This window comes from Pseudomonas sp. P135 (assembly GCF_020312125.1).
GTDB lineage: Bacteria > Pseudomonadota > Gammaproteobacteria > Pseudomonadales > Pseudomonadaceae > Aquipseudomonas > Aquipseudomonas fragariae.
Map to the genome: position 1 here is coordinate 172,252 of NZ_JAGPYR010000002.1, position 15,196 is coordinate 187,447.

The 15,196-nt window shown below is 60.9% G+C and carries 11 protein-coding genes; 6 read left to right on the forward strand and 5 right to left on the reverse strand.

All coding sequences use genetic code 11. From position 1 onward, the window contains the following. The first annotated feature begins 178 nt into the window (after positions 1 to 178). Together KBY08_RS03310 and KBY08_RS03315 are read left to right on the forward strand one after the other, a co-directional pair. Positions 179 to 898 carry a GntR family transcriptional regulator gene (locus tag KBY08_RS03310; protein WP_003406418.1) on the forward strand — a complete coding sequence of 240 codons (720 nt, stop codon included), beginning with the start codon at positions 179 to 181 and terminating at the stop codon, positions 896 to 898. Positions 899 to 908: 10 nt separating this feature from the next. Then, positions 909 to 1,640 carry an aspartate/glutamate racemase family protein gene (locus KBY08_RS03315; RefSeq protein WP_032657013.1) on the forward strand — a complete coding sequence of 244 codons (732 nt, stop codon included), beginning with the start codon at positions 909 to 911 and terminating at the stop codon, positions 1,638 to 1,640. A gap of 762 nt (positions 1,641 to 2,402) precedes the next feature. Here the strand turns inward: KBY08_RS03315 and KBY08_RS03320 are convergent. Together KBY08_RS03320 and KBY08_RS03325 are read right to left on the reverse strand one after the other, a co-directional pair. Continuing rightward, entirely contained in the window at positions 2,403 to 3,638 is a 1,236-nt protein-coding gene (locus tag KBY08_RS03320; RefSeq protein ID WP_011268492.1) for a zinc-dependent alcohol dehydrogenase, read from the reverse strand. A 104-nt stretch (positions 3,639 to 3,742) separates the two neighbouring features. Next, a complete protein-coding gene (locus tag KBY08_RS03325; RefSeq protein WP_024650718.1) occupies positions 3,743 to 4,648 on the reverse strand; it encodes a LysR family transcriptional regulator in 906 nt (301 codons plus the stop codon). Between the two features lie 161 nt (positions 4,649 to 4,809). Between KBY08_RS03325 and KBY08_RS03330 the strand changes: the two genes are divergently transcribed. From KBY08_RS03330 to KBY08_RS03340, 3 genes are read left to right on the forward strand one after another with little or no spacing between them, the layout of a single operon-like run. After that, positions 4,810 to 5,700 carry an NAD(P)-dependent oxidoreductase gene (locus KBY08_RS03330; RefSeq protein WP_003406412.1) on the forward strand — a complete coding sequence of 297 codons (891 nt, stop codon included), beginning with the start codon at positions 4,810 to 4,812 and terminating at the stop codon, positions 5,698 to 5,700. Positions 5,701 to 5,703: 3 nt separating this feature from the next. After that, the gene (locus tag KBY08_RS03335) at positions 5,704 to 7,221 is read left to right on the forward strand and encodes an aldehyde dehydrogenase family protein (protein ID WP_032657008.1); all 1,518 of its coding nucleotides are present in this window, start codon (positions 5,704 to 5,706) and stop codon (positions 7,219 to 7,221) included. A gap of 4 nt (positions 7,222 to 7,225) precedes the next feature. Beyond that, complete coding sequence (locus tag KBY08_RS03340) at positions 7,226 to 8,383, forward strand: M20 aminoacylase family protein (protein WP_011268489.1); 1,158 nt, start codon at positions 7,226 to 7,228, stop codon at positions 8,381 to 8,383. A gap of 140 nt (positions 8,384 to 8,523) precedes the next feature. Here KBY08_RS03340 and KBY08_RS03345 read toward each other — a convergent pair whose 3' ends face one another. After that, positions 8,524 to 9,900 (reverse strand): L-serine ammonia-lyase, encoded by a 1,377-nt coding sequence (locus KBY08_RS03345; protein WP_024650715.1) that lies wholly within the window; start codon positions 9,898 to 9,900, stop codon positions 8,524 to 8,526. Between the two features lie 129 nt (positions 9,901 to 10,029). On the opposite strand from KBY08_RS03345, the gene KBY08_RS03350 reads away from it, so the two are divergent. Beyond that, on the forward strand, positions 10,030 to 10,941 hold the full coding sequence (locus tag KBY08_RS03350) for a LysR substrate-binding domain-containing protein (RefSeq protein WP_003406407.1): 912 nt from the start codon (positions 10,030 to 10,032) through the stop codon (positions 10,939 to 10,941). 25 nt (positions 10,942 to 10,966) lie between these two features. On the opposite strand, the gene KBY08_RS03355 is transcribed toward KBY08_RS03350, so the two are convergent. Then, complete coding sequence (locus KBY08_RS03355; RefSeq protein WP_225651079.1) at positions 10,967 to 12,295, reverse strand: DUF3100 domain-containing protein; 1,329 nt, start codon at positions 12,293 to 12,295, stop codon at positions 10,967 to 10,969. Between the two features lie 1,503 nt (positions 12,296 to 13,798). After that, positions 13,799 to 15,190, reverse strand: a complete 1,392-nt coding sequence (locus KBY08_RS03360) for a VOC family protein (protein WP_024661223.1) — start codon at positions 15,188 to 15,190, stop codon at positions 13,799 to 13,801. Positions 15,191 to 15,196 lie beyond the last annotated feature (6 nt).

Genomic DNA, 15,196 nt, shown 5'->3' on the forward strand with positions numbered 1-15,196 from the left:
AGTCCGAGCAGTGATTTGAAGTGCACGTAAACAGGGCGCTTTTGCTCATTTACGGTGCGATTTATTCGTTTTCAGTTGAGTGGCTCTCTGGCCAGTTATTCAAATCGCGCTACTCATCATGTTCCGTATCAGGCACTATTCTTGTATACGATCTGTAATGCCAATGTGATGTGAAGCCATGATCCGACCTGACAGTGCCCCGTTGTTTCTCACGCCTTCTGCCGCTGAAAAGGGCCGTGATGAACAGATTTACCAGCATGTTCTGGAAGCCATCGTCGAACACCGGCTCGCTCCGGGAACGCGCTTGCCCGAGGACGCACTGGCCGAAGTGTTCGAGATCAGCCGCACCGGCATTCGCAAGGTCTTGCAGCGTCTGGCGCTGGAACGGCTGGTGACCCTGCGCCCCAAGCGCGGCGCGGAGGTCGCGCAACCGTCGGCTCAGGAAGCACAGGATGTATTGGGTGCCAGGCAACTGATCGAGCCCGCGCTGATGGCCGAGATCGCCACGCGAGTCGGCGGCCGGCGTCTGGATGCACTGCGTGCGCTTTGCGATCAGGAGCATGAGGCGCAACACGCGGGGCGCCACAGCGAAGCGATTCAACTTTCGGCGCGCTTTCATGTGCAGTTGAGCGCGCTGGCGGGCAATCAGGTGTTGACCGAACAGGTCGCGCAGCTCACCACGCGATCCTCGTTGATTGTTGCGGTGTACGGTTCGCGACGCAGTGTCGGGTGTGATTGTGGCCAGCATGTCGACTTGCTGGCCTTGCTCGAAAGCGGGCAGGGCGAACAGGCGCGCGAATGGATGGCCGAGCATTTGCGCCGCATCCGCGCCAGCCTGAATGTGGATGCGCCGCTCAGCGAGACAGTGGATTTTCATAGCATTTTCAAACGGCGCTGAAGGAGTTCTGGTGCGTATTCAAGTGATCAACCCCAATACCAGCGAAGCCATGACCCACAAGATCGGTCTGGCCGCGCAAGCCGTGGCGCGCCCAGGCACACAGATCATCGCCTGCAGTCCTGCGGATGGCCCGGTGTCCATCGAAGGCCATTTCGATGAGGCGATAGCAACGCTGGGCGTGCTGGAAGAAGTGCGCAAGGGCCGCGAGCAACAGGTCGACGCGCACATCATCGCCTGTTTCGGCGACCCCGGGCTGCTGGCGGCACGCGAGTACGCTAGTGCCCCGGTGATCGGCATCGCCGAAGCGGCCTTTCATATGGCCAGCCTGATTTCTACCCGTTTCGCCGTGGTCACGACGCTGACCCGCACGCGGATCATCGCCGAGCACTTGCTGCAGCGTTATGGCTTCAGTGAGTTATGCACATCGGTGCGCTGTATCGATCTGCCGGTGCTGGCGCTGGAGGAAAGCGGGCCGGAGCTCATCGAATGCATGGCCGAACAGGCCCGTCGCGCCCGTGACGACGAAGGGGCGGGAGCCATTGTGCTGGGTTGCGGCGGGATGGCGGATCTGGGCAGGCAACTGAGCGAAGCGATAGGCCTGCCGGTCATCGACGGCGTGGCAGCGGCAGTGAAACTGGCCGAATCGCTGGTGGATCTGGGCCTGACCACCAGCAAACACGGCGACCTGGCCGACCCCATCAGCAAACCGTTCAAAGGCCGGTTTGCCTACCTGAGCCGGTGATGGCGTTTGCCCGCAGGGCGCAGGAGCGAACTTGTTCGCGAAAGGGGCGGCATGAACGATGAACATACATCGTCTGCAATACCGTTCGCGAACAAGTTCGCTCCTACGGCCTACGGCCAGAGTCAAAAGCGAACGTGCGCATAACGATGAGCGCTCTGCGTGGTAGTGACATTTTCAAGCTTCTGCCCGCAGGGCGCAGGAGCGAACTTGTTCGCGAAGGGGGCGGCATGAACGATGAACATACATCGTCTGAAACACCGTTTTCAGGCCTCTGCCCGCAGGGCGTAGGAGCGAACTTGTTCGCGAAGGGGGCTGTATGAACGATGAACATACATCGTCTGAAATACTGTTCTCAGACCTCTGCCCGCAGGGCGTATGAGCGAACGTGTTCGCGAAAGGGGCGGCACGAACGATGAACATACATCGTCTGAAACACCGTTTTCAAGCTTCTGCCCGCAGGGCGTAGGAGCGAACGTGTTCGCGAAAGGGGTGGCATGAACGATGAACATACATCGTCTGAAACACCGTTTTCAGGCTTCTGCCCGGAGGGCGTAGGAGCGAACGTGTTCGCGAAAGGGGCGGCATGAACGATGAACATACATCGTCTGAAACACCGTTTTCAAGCTTCTGCCCGCAGGGCGTAGGAGCGAACTTGTTCGCGAAAGGGGTGGCATGAACGATGAACATACATCGTCTGCAATACCGTTCCCGAACACGTTCGCTCCTGCGGCCTTAGGCCAGAATCAAAGGCGAACCCGTACCTTACATAGCCGGCACGCCACCCCCGACCAGGGCTTCAGTCGTGTCGTCCGGCACCACAATGGTGTTGTTGCCAGGCGTCAGGATGACCTTGCGGCAATCCTCTTCCTTCTTGTCGAACAGCTTGTAGCCCTTTGCGGCATCTTCCAGTGACATCCGGTGCGTGATAATGGCTTCGGGTTCCAGGCGGCCGGCCTCGATGTGTTCCAGCAATTCAGGCATGAAGCGATGCACGTGGGTCTGGCCCATTTTGAAGGTCAGGCCCTTGTCGAACGCATCGCCGAACATGAAGCCATGGATGAACCCGGCATATACCCCCGGCACACTGACCACGCCGCCGCGTCGTACTGCTGCGATGCACTGACGCAATGCCTTGCCGCTGCTGCCTTCCAGCTTCAGCGTGGCAAGGATGGTTTCCGTGGTGCTGCCTTTGGCCTCGAAACCCACCGCGTCGATTACGCCATCCACGCCGCGCATGCCGGCGGTCTGGCGAATGATCGTGTCAGCCGGATCATCGTCTTCATCAAAATTGATCGGGATCACGCCGTAAGTTTTCTGCGCATAGGCCAGACGATACGGATGGTGATCGACCATGAAGATCTTTTCCGCACCGAGCATTTTTGCGCACGCTGCGCTCATCAGACCCACCGGGCCAGCGCCGTAAATGGCAACCGTCGAACCCTGGCCAATCCCGGCGTTGAGTACAGCCTGCCAGGCGGTGGGGAGAATATCGGAGAGGAACAGAACCTTCTCGTCAGCCAGCGTGCCTGGCACCTTGAACGGACCAACGTTGGCCTTGGGCACTCGCACGTATTCAGCCTGGCCGCCCGGAACGCCGCCATACAGATGGCTGAAGCCGAACAGCGCCGCCCCTGGTGGGATCGACTTTTTGTTGAGGATCGCGCCACGTCCGGTATTGGTGGTTTCGCAGGCCGCGAACTGGTCGAGGTTGCAGAAAAAGCAGCTGCCGCAGGCGATGACGAACGGGATCACCACGCGATCGCCTTTGGCTACAGCCGTGACGGCCGAGCCGGTCTCTTCCACGACGCCCATGAACTCGTGACCGAAGATGTCGCCGTGTTCAACCGTAGGGATTTTGCCGCGATACAAGTGCAGGTCGGAACCGCAGATAGCGGTCGCCGTTACGCGCAGAATGATGTCATCCGCTTGCTCGATCACAGGGTCCGGCACTGTATCGACTTTTACACTGTTCGCGCCGTGGTAAGTCAAAGCTCTCATGATCAATCCTCAGTGGCAGCAGGAATTCCGCTCCGTTACTGAAGATGAACCATGAGCTTTTTGTTGGTTCAGCGCGATTGCTTGACGCGCGGACTAACGGTAGGTCAGTTGCGGAACGCTGTCATATCCTGCAACAGCATGCCCATCAGGCGGTTGGCACCAACGCTGAGCTGACGGCCCAGGCGGCTGATCAGGTGGGTTTGCGGGCTGCTGAACACCTCATGCTGCAAGGGCAGGGCACGCAATGTGCCGGCTTTTATCTCTTCCTCCACGACAAAGGTCGGCAGCAGCGTGACGCCCCCTTGCATGGCGAAGTGCTTGAGCATCGCGAAGGTGCTGCAGGTCAGCGTCGGCTGCACGGTGATGCCCAGCTGGTGCTCGGCTTGCAGCAGAATCTGGCGGATACCGTAAGACACCGCAGGCAGGGCGACACGGTAGTCCTCAAGTGCCCGCAGCTGTATCGGGCTTGGTTCGTCGGTCAGCGGATGATCAGGCGCAGTGATCACACAGACCGGTTGACGCTGATGCGCATGCGAACGGATTTTCGGGTCGGCAGCCGGGTTGAAGACCAGACCGATGTGCGCTTCATCCTCGACCACCTGGCGAATCACTTCGTTGCTGCCGCAGACGTTCACGATCAGTTCGATCCTGGGGTACAGCTCAGAAAACCGGGCCAGCGGCTGCGCGAGACTTTCCAGAAAACCCTCCCCGGAGACCAGCGTCACCGAGCCGCTGTGCAAGCCTTTCAGCGCCTGAATCGAATCCAGCAGGACCTCCTGCTGCGTCAGTCGCTGGCGGTAATAGGCCAGCACCTTGTCGCCCGCCTCGGTCGGCTTGACGCCGCGTCGATGGCGCTCCAGCAGGGGGGAACCCAGCTCCTGTTCCAGTTGCGCGATCTGGCGGCTGACCGCCGAAGGCGCAACGTTGAGGAAGTCGGCGGCAGCCCGGACGCTGCCCAATCGTACGGCTTCGAAAAAGTACAGGATGCGTCGATCTTGAACGAGGCTCATGGGCTTCCAGTGTTGCGCTAAAGGCAACATAAATTCGATTTTTGGATTATTGCTGAGAGGGGAGAGCGCTGTCCATACTCGAATCACCAGCACATTGCCGGCCGCATGGGCCCGCAGCGTCATCCTCTAATTCGTACAAAATCTTTGATCGGGATGCAGACATGACTTTGAAAGCAGGTGTGATCGGACTGGGCAACATGGGCGGCGGCATGGCGGCCACGCTGGCCGGCAAGGGCTTTGATGTCAGCGGCTTCGACCTGTCGCAGGCCGCGCTGGCCCAGGCCGAAAGCAAGGGCGTCAAGCCGGTTGCCGACCGCACGCAACTGATTCAAGGCGTGGACATTCTGATCCTCTCGCTGCCCAAGGCCGAGCACGTGGAGTCGGTGTGCCTCGGCGCGGGTGGCATCAACGAGGTGGGTCGCAAGGGCCTTATCGTCGTCGATACCACGACGTCGACGCCGGAAATGAGCCGTAAGGTCGCCGCCGAACTGGCGAAGAACGGCATCGCCTTCATCGACGCGCCGGTGTCTGGCGGCCCGAAAGGCGCTGCCACCGGCAGCATGTCGATGGTGATCGGTGCCGAGGACGCTGACCTGGCGCGCGCCATGCCGGTCCTGGAAGGCATGAGCGGGACACGCGTACACGTCGGGCAATGTGGCGCTGGCAACGTCGCCAAGATCGCCAACAACATGCTCGCCGCCTGTCACCTGATCAGCACTGCCGAAGCCGTGGCGATGGCCGCGCGTGCAGGGGTCGATCCGGAAAAACTTCTGCAGGGTCTGAATGCCGGTTCCGGACGCAGCGGGGCCACGCAAGTGATGTTCCCGACCTGGGTACTCAACAAGGCCTATGACTCCGGTTTCACCATGGGCCTGATGCGCAAGGACGTCGGCCTGGCCAGCGATCTGGCGGACAGCCTGGACATGGACCTGCCGCTGTCGCGCGTCGTCGCGCAGTTGTGGCAGGCCAGCAGTGAAACCCTGGCGGACAACGAAGACTTCTGCGCCATCGTGCAACGCACCGATGGCAAACTTTACGGTCATGGAGAATAAGCGATGAGCACTGCAAGAATCCTCGAACTGATGCGTCCTTACTGGGGCGATCGCAGTGTCATCGCCAGTTACGTCGGCGGCCAGTTCATCGAAGGCCACGGCGCGCCCGTCGAAGTGCGCAATGCCCATGACGACAGCCTGCTGCTGAGTTTCCCTGACGCCGACGAGTCGTTGGTTGAAGTGGCCGACAAGGCCGCAAAAGCTGCGCAACAACAATGGTGGGCACTGACCGCTCAGGCACGTGGCCGCGCCATGTATCAGGTGGGCAATCTGATTCGTGACGAGCTGGAAAACCTCGCGCAGATCGAATCCCTGACCGCCAACAAGCCGATCCGTGACGCCCGCGTCGAAGTCCTGAAAGTGGCCGAGATGTTCGAATATTACGCCGGCTGGGCGGACAAGCTGCACGGCGAGATCATCCCGGTGCCGACCACGCACCTGAACTATGTGACCTACGAACCGTTGGGCACGGTGTTGCAGATTACGCCCTGGAATGCGCCGATCTTCACCTGTGGCTGGCAGATCGCCCCAGCGATTGCAGCGGGCAACGCGGTCATTCTCAAACCGTCGGAGCTGACCCCGCTCAGCTCGCTGATGGTCGGCGTGCTGATCGAGCGGGCCGGCGTGCCGAAAGGGCTGGTCAACGTGATTGCCGGTTTCGGTCATTCCATCGGCCAGGCGTTCATCGCCAAGGCTGACATTCGCAAGGTGGTGTTCGTCGGCTCGCCAGCCACTGGCCGGCATATCGCCGTGGCAGCGGCGCAGCGTTGCATTCCTGCGGTGCTGGAGCTGGGCGGCAAGTCGGCCAACATCGTGTTCGACGACGCCGACCTGGAAGTCGCCTTGCGCGGTGCCCAGGCCGCGATCTTTTCCGGTGCCGGGCAGAGTTGTGTGTCCGGTTCGCGGCTGCTGGTGCAGGAATCGATCTTCGAGAAGTTCACCAATGCCCTGGCGGTGGCTGCGACGCAGTTCAAGGTTGGTGACCCGAGCGATCCGGAAACCCAGATCGGCCCGATCAACAACGCCAAGCAATACAACCACGTGAAAAACATGGTCGAGCAGGCGCTCAAAGACGGCGCGAAGCTGGTGGGCGAGCACGCTGATCCGATCCCGGAAAAACCCGGTTACTACATCAATCCGACCGTCCTGGCAGGCACCAACGCGCTGTACTGCGCGCAGGAAGAAATCTTCGGCCCGGTGGTGGTGGCGATTCCATTCAAAGACGAAGAGGACGCGATCCGCATCGCCAACGACAGCCGTTTCGGCCTGGCCGGTGGTGTCTGGACCCGCGATGTCGGCCGCGCTCACCGCGTTGCCAGACAAGTGCGGGCCGGGACCTTCTGGGTCAACGGTTACAAGACTATTCACGTCAGTTCGCCGTTCGGCGGCTATGGTGAGAGTGGTTATGGCCGGTCTTCCGGTCTGGATGCCCTGCGCGAGTACAGTGAAGTGAAAAGCGTCTGGGTCGAAACCGCCGCCAAGCCAGCCGCCAGCTTTGGCTACGGCGCGAGTCTGGAGTAAGCACATGTCCATTTCAAAGACGTTGATTGACGAAGCAACCGTGTGGCGCCGCACCCTCCATGCCGCGCCGGAACTGGGGTTTCAGGAGCTGAAAACCTCCGACAAGGTGGCTGAGTTGCTGAGCGGTTTCGGCATCGAGATTCACCGTGGGCTGGGCGGCACTGGCGTGGTTGGCACCCTGCGTAACGGCGACGGTCCGACCATCGGCCTGCGTGCCGACATGGATGCCTTGCCGATTCAGGAGCTGGGCGACAGCGTTCACAAGTCGACCCACAAGGGCTGCATGCACGCCTGCGGCCATGATGGCCACACCGCGATCCTGCTGGCCACCGCGAGGCATCTGGCCGAGACTCGGCGCTTTCGCGGCACGGTGCATTTCGTCTTCCAGCCTGCCGAAGAGAACCTCGGCGGCGCACAGCGAATGATCGAAGACGGACTGTTCGAACGCTTTCCGATGGAAGCCATCTACGGCCTGCACAACTGGCCGGGTGTGCCTGCGGGCAAGGTGGTGATCAATCCGGGGCCGATGATGGCGTCGCTCGACACCTTTGAAATCACCCTGACCGGCAAAGGCAGCCATGCGGCCATGCCGGACAAGGGCAATGATCCGATCGTGGCCGCGGCCGAGCTGGTGCTGGGGCTGCAAACCATTGTCTCCCGGCGCCTGTCGCCGCTCGATTCGGCGGTGGTCAGCATCACTCAGTTCAATGCCGGCGAGGCGATCAACGTGATCCCGGAAACCGCCACGTTGCGTGGCACCGTGCGCTGCCTGCAAACCCCTGTGCGCGAAAAGGTTCAGCAACTGATCGGCGAGTTCGTCGAGCGTTTGCCGACGGCCTTCGGCGTGCGCGGCGAGCTGGTTTACAACGTCGGCTACCCGGTGACCGAAAACCACGTCGAAGCGGCTGCCACGATCCGTCGTGCAGCAGTCGCCGCAGTCGGCGAGGCCAACGTGCAGTGGGGCTGCAACCCGTCGATGGCCTCTGAAGACTTCGCCTTCATGCTGCATGCCTGTCCCGGTGCTTACATCTGGATGGGCGTCGACGGCGAGAAGCCGTCAGCGGCGTTGCACAACCCTTACTACGACTTCAACGACCAGGTGATTGAGCCCGGCGTTGCGGTCTGGACCTCGCTGGTGGAGCAGTGTTTGCCGGTGGCTTGAATGGCTCTCGCGCTTGCGGCTGCCTTTGATGCTGGCCGTAGGTCATAGGAGCGACGCGGTTCGCGAAAAGGACGGTACATCCGCAGGGGATGTACCGTCCCGGACGCTCTCGAATACGTCGCGACGCCGGTGGATGTCTGTCAGCACTCGATCAGGTTGACCGCCAGGCCGCCGCGTGAGGTTTCCTTGTATTTGTCGTGCATGTCGGCGCCGGTGTCACGCATGGTGCGGATGGCGTGGTCCAGCGAGATGTGGTGCTCGCCGTCGCCGCGCAGGGCCATCTGGGCGGCATTGATGGCCTTTACGGCAGCAATCGCATTGCGTTCGATGCAGGGGATCTGCACCAGCCCGCCGACCGGGTCGCAGGTCAGCCCCAGATTATGCTCCAGGCCAATCTCGGCAGCGTTCTCTACCTGCTCGGGCGTCGCGCCGAGGATCTCCGCCAGACCGGCGGCGGCCATTGCGCAGGCCGATCCTACCTCGCCCTGACAACCGACCTCGGCACCGGAAATCGAGGCGTTTTTCTTGCACAGAATGCCGACCGCGGCGGCGCTCAGGAAAAAGCGCACCACGTCATCGTCATTGGCCGTGGGTTTGAATTTCATGAAGTAATGCAGCACGGCGGGCACGATGCCAGCTGCGCCGTTGGTGGGCGCGGTCACCATGCGCCCGCCTGCGGCGTTTTCTTCGTTGACTGCGAGGGCGAACAGGTTGACCCATTCCATGGCGCTCAGGGTCGAGCCGATTACGTTGGGGTTATCCAGGTTCTGCAGGTTCTGATGCAGGCGGTAGGCACGCCGCCGCACGTTCAGGCCACCGGGCAGGATGCCGGTTTCCACCAGGCCCTTGTCGACGCAAGCGCGCATCGCGGCCCAGATCACCATGATTTTCTCGCGGATTTCCTCCTCGCTGCGCCAGACCTTTTCATTGGCCATCATCAGCTCGGAAATGCTCATGCCGTGGGTCTTGCACAGCTTGAGCAACTGCGCGCCACTGAAAAAATCATAGGGCAGGACGGTTGTGTCGTTGTCCAGCACGCCGCTGGCGGCCTGTTCGGCGTCGATCACAAAGCCGCCGCCCACCGAATAGTAGGTCTGCTCGTGAAGTTCGCCGTTCTTGCCGTAGGCACACAGGGTCATGCCGTTGGGATGGTAGGGGAGGCTTTCATCGAGCAGGCACATGTCCCGCTCCCAGACGAAGGTGATGGCCTGTTCGCCCGCCAGCATCAGCTGGTTATCGGCACGCAGCGTGTCGATGCGCTGGTTGACCTGGCTGGGGTCGATCTGGTCCGGCCATTCGCCCATCAGGCCCATGACCGTTGCGCGATCGCTGCCGTGACCAATGCCCGTGGCCGATAGAGAACCGTACAATCGCACCTCGATCCGTTCTACGCTGTGCAACCGGTTGTGGTTGCGCAGCTCGGTCACGAACAGCGCACCGGCGCGCATTGGCCCGACGGTGTGGGAACTGGACGGCCCGATGCCGATTTTGAACATGTCGAAGACGCTGATAGCCATCACGAAGGTCCTTCAGGTGAGATGATGCACGGGAATTTGGTATTCCCCTTTTTCTGTTACTCATCTTTGGCTTCGGCTGTCGAAACGACAAACGATTGTTGCTATGCAACGCTTTAGCGGAACTCTTCAATGAGCAGAATCTTCAACGCACAGATGCACGCCTGGCTACAGGTGTTCGCCTGCGCGGCCCGTCACCTGTCCTTCACCCGCTGCGCGGAAGAATTGCACGTCACCCCCGGCGCGATCAGCCAGCAGATGCGCCAGCTCGAAGAGCGCCTGGGCTTTGCGCTGTTTCACCGGGTCGGGCGCGGGCTTGAGCTGACCGCTGAAGGTCAGCGTCTGGCGGTGGTCGCCAACGAAGTGCAGAGCCGTATCAGCGAAGAACTGCGCCTGCTGTATTCCGGGCGTATCGGCGGGGTGTTCAAGCTGCGTTGCATCCCATCATTCCTGAGCAAATGGCTGATGCCGCGCCTGCCACGCTTGCAGGCGGCGTTTCCGGACATCCAGTTGCGGATCATTGCCGAGGACAGCAGCGGCTCGTTGCGTGATGACGATTTCGATCTGGCCATCGACCTGAACGACGGCAGCTATCCGGGATTGTCGACTACGCCCTTGCTGGAAGAGGAGCTGTTCGCAGTCTGCTCGCCAGACCTGCTGGTGGGCAAGCCGCCGCTGGATACGCCCAGTCAGCTGGTGCACTTTCCGTTGTTGCACGACATCACTGCCTGGCGCGGCAGCTATGAGTATGCGGAGTGGGAGTTCTACCTGACGGCCATCGGTGCCGATGGCATCGACGTGCGTCGCGGCCATACGTTCAACCGTAATCACCTGACCATCGACGCCGCGCGCATGGGCATGGGTGTGGCTATTGCGCGCAAGGCGCTGATCACCGATGAGCTGGAGCAGGGCTTGTTGATCGTGCCGTTCGGTCATCCGATCAAGGCCAGAAAGAAATACGTGCTGGCCTATCGTGAAGGGGCGCTCAGCACCCCGTCACGTCGCGCAGTGCATGACTGGCTGGTGAACGAGGCGCAGGGCTGACTCGCGCCGAATCAGGCGGTGCGGATCAATGGAACAGCTCGGCGATCAATACTGCGCCGATGAACGTACCGAAGTTGGCGAGGAACGACACCAGCACAATCCGCCAGCCCAGGCGGCGGAAGGCCGGGAGGTCCTTGGCAATCGACAGGCCGGCGAAGGTCAGCATCGGGGTGATGACCGCCAGCAGGTTGATCGAGCCGGTGATCCGCGCAATCTCGGCGGCCCAGGGGCAGGCCGGCGACGTCAGGAACATCGCTACCAGCGACACCATGCACACCGCCGGGATCTTGCGGCGCAGCAGGTTGCACAGCACCTCACCCACGAAGGCACAGAAAATCATGATGCCCATGCCGGTGAAGGCATCGGCCGACAGCGTCTTGTAGCCGACATAGTTGGCAATCAGCGCCAGTGCCCCCGCCGCCAGCCAGGCACTGATCTTGCCCGACCAGCCCAGTTCCGGCACCTCCAGCGACACGTCGCTGTGGCGCAGGCCTTCCTCGCTCATGGAGGCTTTGGTGGTACGGCCGATCAGCGGCTCGAGCACACGATAGCCCCAGACCGCCAGGGGCAGGGAGATGAACAGGGTGAAGTAGGTGCCGATGGTGGTGGTGATCAGGTTCGAGGCTGCCGCCAGGGTCATGACTTCCTTGGCGACTTCCGGTATCTGTTGCGCGGCAATCGCCCCGGCAGCGGCGGCCATCATGCTGCCCGAGCCGATGCCTGAGCCCATCGCCAGCGAGTTGGGATGGAAGATCCCCAGGCTGGCGATAAACCCGGCGACAATCGCAATGAACAGCGCGCCGAACAGGGTGCCCGTCAGGTATTCGGCCAATACGCCGCGACCTTCCGGTGAGTCCATGCCATAGCGTTCGCCGATGATTGCCAGGCTCGGCTCACGGCCGACCGAGAAGGTCGCACCAATGGCTTCGCGCTTGATACCGAGCATCAACGCCACCGGCAGACCGAGCATCACGGTACCGACGAAGTGGCCGAACTCCTGAAACATCAGCGCCCACCCGGAAGCGAACACCACCGGCAGCGAGCCACCGACCACCAGACCGAGCTTGGCGATGAACAGCAGCAGGGCAGGTTGCAGGATGGAGGCCGAGCGCAATTGCGTGCCGTGGTCGATGCCAATGGTGCCCGGCATACGACGGCTGGCAAGGCCGATCATCGCGCCCAGCAGCAGCGCCCAGACCATCGGCAACAGCACCACCTTGCCGGGGCCCAGCGGAATACTGACTGCACCGATCATTTCAGCAATGGTGAGGATAATGGCGGCCCAGACATACAGTTTCACCGTCGATGAAACGGCCTGATTGTCACCCGACACTGCAGCGTGTGAGTTTTGCATGATGATCCCCTTGCCTGCTGAATGACCTTTTTCAGGCCTTATCAATCGTTATTCTGTTTTTCAGGTCGGCGCGGTGAAGCGCCAGGGCAGCGTTGGAAAGTCCATGAAGTCATGGAGACCGTTATCCGGCCAGGTATTTTTATGAGGTCTGAATGTGATCCAGACCCAGGCTGCTTCGAGCCTTCGCAAGGGGATCACAGGGTGCGCTATTTGAAGGGATGAGCCTTTGAATACGGCACTTTGCTGTCCACACGCCATCGCAGTATGCATAGCGCGAGGTTGCACACCAATATTGCGAATTTTATTTATCGTTGCTTTAAACAGAACACAGAACGCTCCGGAATGTGACGCAGAGCGCTCATCATTATGCACAAGTCCGCTTTTGATTCTGGCCGGAGGCCGTAGGAGCGAACTCGTTCGCGAAGACGATGTTTCAGGCGATACATTCTCGGGAAGGCTTGCGGCCCCTTCGCGGACAAGTCCGCTCCTACGCCCGTTGGGCAGAATCAAAACGGCCTTTTGCCCAAGGGGGAGCGAACCGGGAATGTGACGCAGAGCGCTCATCGTTATGCACAAGTCCGCTTTTGATTCTGGCCGAAGGCCGTAGGAGCGAACTCGTTCGCGAAGACGATGTTTCAGGCGATACATTCTCGGGAAGGCTTGCGGCCCCTTCGCGGACAAGTCCGCTCCTACGCCCGTTGGGCAGAATCAAGACGGCCTTCTGGACAAGGGGTAGCGAACCGGGAATGTGACGCAGCGCGCTCATCATTATGCGCAAGTGCGCTTTTAATTCTGGCCGAAGGCCGTAGGAGCGAACTTGTTCGCGAAGACGATTTTTCAGGCGATATATTTTCGGGAAGGCTTGCGGCCCCTTCGCGGACAAGTCCGCTCCTACGCCCGTTGGGCAGAATCAAAACGGCCTTTTGCCCAAGGGGTAGCGAACCGGGAATGTGACGCAGAGCGCTCATCGTTATACACAAATGCGCGTTTGATTCTGGCCGAAGGCCGTAGGAGCGAACTTGTTCGCGAAGACGATGTTTCAGGCGATACATTCTCGGGAAGGCTTGCGGCCCCTTCGCGGACAAGTCCGCTCCTACGCCCGTTGGGCAGAACCAAGACGGCCTTCTGGACAAGGGGTAGCGAACCGGGAATGTGACGCAGAGCGCTCATCATTATGCACAAGTGCGCTTTTGATTCTGGCCGAAGGCCGTAGGAGCGAACTCGTTCGCGAAGACGATGTTTCAGGCGATACATTCTCGGGAAGGCTTGCGGCCCCTTCGCGGACAAGTCCGCTCCTACGCCCGTTGGGCAGAATCAAAACGGCCTTTTGCCCAAGGGGGAGCGAACCGGGAATGTGACGCAGAGCGCTCATCGTTATACACAAGTGCGCGTTTGATTCTGGCCGAAGGCCGTAGGAGCGAACTTGTTCGCGAAAAAGTCGGTATGGGCGCCAAAATGCATCGCCTGAAACATCGTCTTCGCGAGCAAGCTCGCTCTCACTAATTAGCAGGCGGGACTGCTCAGCTCCAGCGCCTTGGCGCATTCCTCCAGGGAGCGCCGCTGGGTATCGGCATACAGGTCCAGTTCGTTAAGCGTCCCGCGTCCCAGCGCCCGCTCGAAATCCTGCTGATTCGAATTCGTCGCGTAATGCGCCTGTGCGTTATCGCCCAGGTTGGACTGGAAGATACCCGCCGCACTGACCGGCAAAAAGTCTTCGTACACCAGTGGTTCGAAGCGCACATGACCGGCTTCGACAAGCTGCTCCAGACTGCCTGATGCGCGCACTGCGATGCCTGATTCGGTCGGGAAATAGCGGAAGTAGGCCAGACCCTGCCTGCGCATTTCAGCGTGGCTGTCCGGGAACGCCTTGAACGTCTCTTCCAGCAGCCCGGCATAGCGCACGGCATTGGCCTCATTGGGGAACTCGCCCAGCGCGTCGCGAGCTTCGTTCAGCAGCCGGTCATACAGCTCGCGGCCTTTGGGCGTCAGTGCGGCGCCACGCTGTTCGATCTCGCCGAAGCGTGCCGAGTGGCTGCCCGACCGACTGCCACCTTGGCCGATGAAGGCAATCGGTTCTTCCAGCGCCTTGAAGCTGGTCTGGCGCAGCAGAATCGGGCACTGGCGACGTGGCGGCCCTTCAACCACCGCTTTGGGGGTGATGCCCTTGCCGGGCATGCCGGCCTGAACCGCATCGATGTCCAGCGTGCGAGGCGTCAGGTGGTTGATGTGCGGGCCGCGAAACGCCACCACATCAGCGATCAGGCGATGCTGAGTGTTCAGCTTCTGATAGTCGTCCAGCGAAACGGTCGCCGTGTTGTGCCAGCGAAAGGTTTCCAGCGCCTGCTGAATGAACTCGGCCGCATCGGCTTCGCTCAAGCCGCCGTCTGCTTCATGCTTCTCGATCAACGCCAGGGCGCCGGGCGTGAAGATACTGCGTTTGCCCAGCACCTGACTGGCGAACTCACGCAGGCTGTCGCTTTCGATCAGTTCCAGACGCAGCAACGAGGTGAACACCCGAAACGGACTGACCTGCAGCGCCTGCTCATGCACGGCGCGAAAGGCGGTGGAGTGAACCGGCACGCCGGCCGCGCTCAGGTCGTAGTAACCCACCGGCTGCATGCCCATGACCGCGAACAGGCGGGCGAGGGTGGCCAGTTCCTGTGCCGTGCCGACGCGGATCGCACCGTGCCGTTCCATGTCCAGGCGCTGGATTTCACCGGTCTGGCGCAGGCTGTCCAGCACACTGCTGTCATGGCTCATGACCTGTTCGTTGACTTCACTCACCAGCGCCATCAGCGTGCCGTACAGCGGCACTTCGTGCTTGTACATCTGCGACATGGCGCGAGAAAAGCCCGCGCGGATCTGGTCCGGGTCGGCAAAGCGTGCTGTGCTCATCAGGGT

Coding starts and splice junctions, on each gene's coding strand:
- KBY08_RS03310 (WP_003406418.1), top strand. CDS start 179: ATGATCCGACCTGACAGTGCCCCGTTGTTTCTCACGCCTTCTGCCGCT.
- KBY08_RS03320 (WP_011268492.1), bottom strand. CDS start 3,638: ATGAGAGCTTTGACTTACCACGGCGCGAACAGTGTAAAAGTCGATACA.
- KBY08_RS03325 (WP_024650718.1), bottom strand. CDS start 4,648: ATGAGCCTCGTTCAAGATCGACGCATCCTGTACTTTTTCGAAGCCGTA.
- KBY08_RS03330 (WP_003406412.1), top strand. CDS start 4,810: ATGACTTTGAAAGCAGGTGTGATCGGACTGGGCAACATGGGCGGCGGC.
- KBY08_RS03335 (WP_032657008.1), top strand. CDS start 5,704: ATGAGCACTGCAAGAATCCTCGAACTGATGCGTCCTTACTGGGGCGAT.
- KBY08_RS03340 (WP_011268489.1), top strand. CDS start 7,226: ATGTCCATTTCAAAGACGTTGATTGACGAAGCAACCGTGTGGCGCCGC.
- KBY08_RS03345 (WP_024650715.1), bottom strand. CDS start 9,900: ATGGCTATCAGCGTCTTCGACATGTTCAAAATCGGCATCGGGCCGTCC.
- KBY08_RS03350 (WP_003406407.1), top strand. CDS start 10,030: ATGAGCAGAATCTTCAACGCACAGATGCACGCCTGGCTACAGGTGTTC.
- KBY08_RS03355 (WP_225651079.1), bottom strand. CDS start 12,295: ATGCAAAACTCACACGCTGCAGTGTCGGGTGACAATCAGGCCGTTTCA.
- KBY08_RS03360 (WP_024661223.1), bottom strand. CDS start 15,190: ATGAGCACAGCACGCTTTGCCGACCCGGACCAGATCCGCGCGGGCTTT.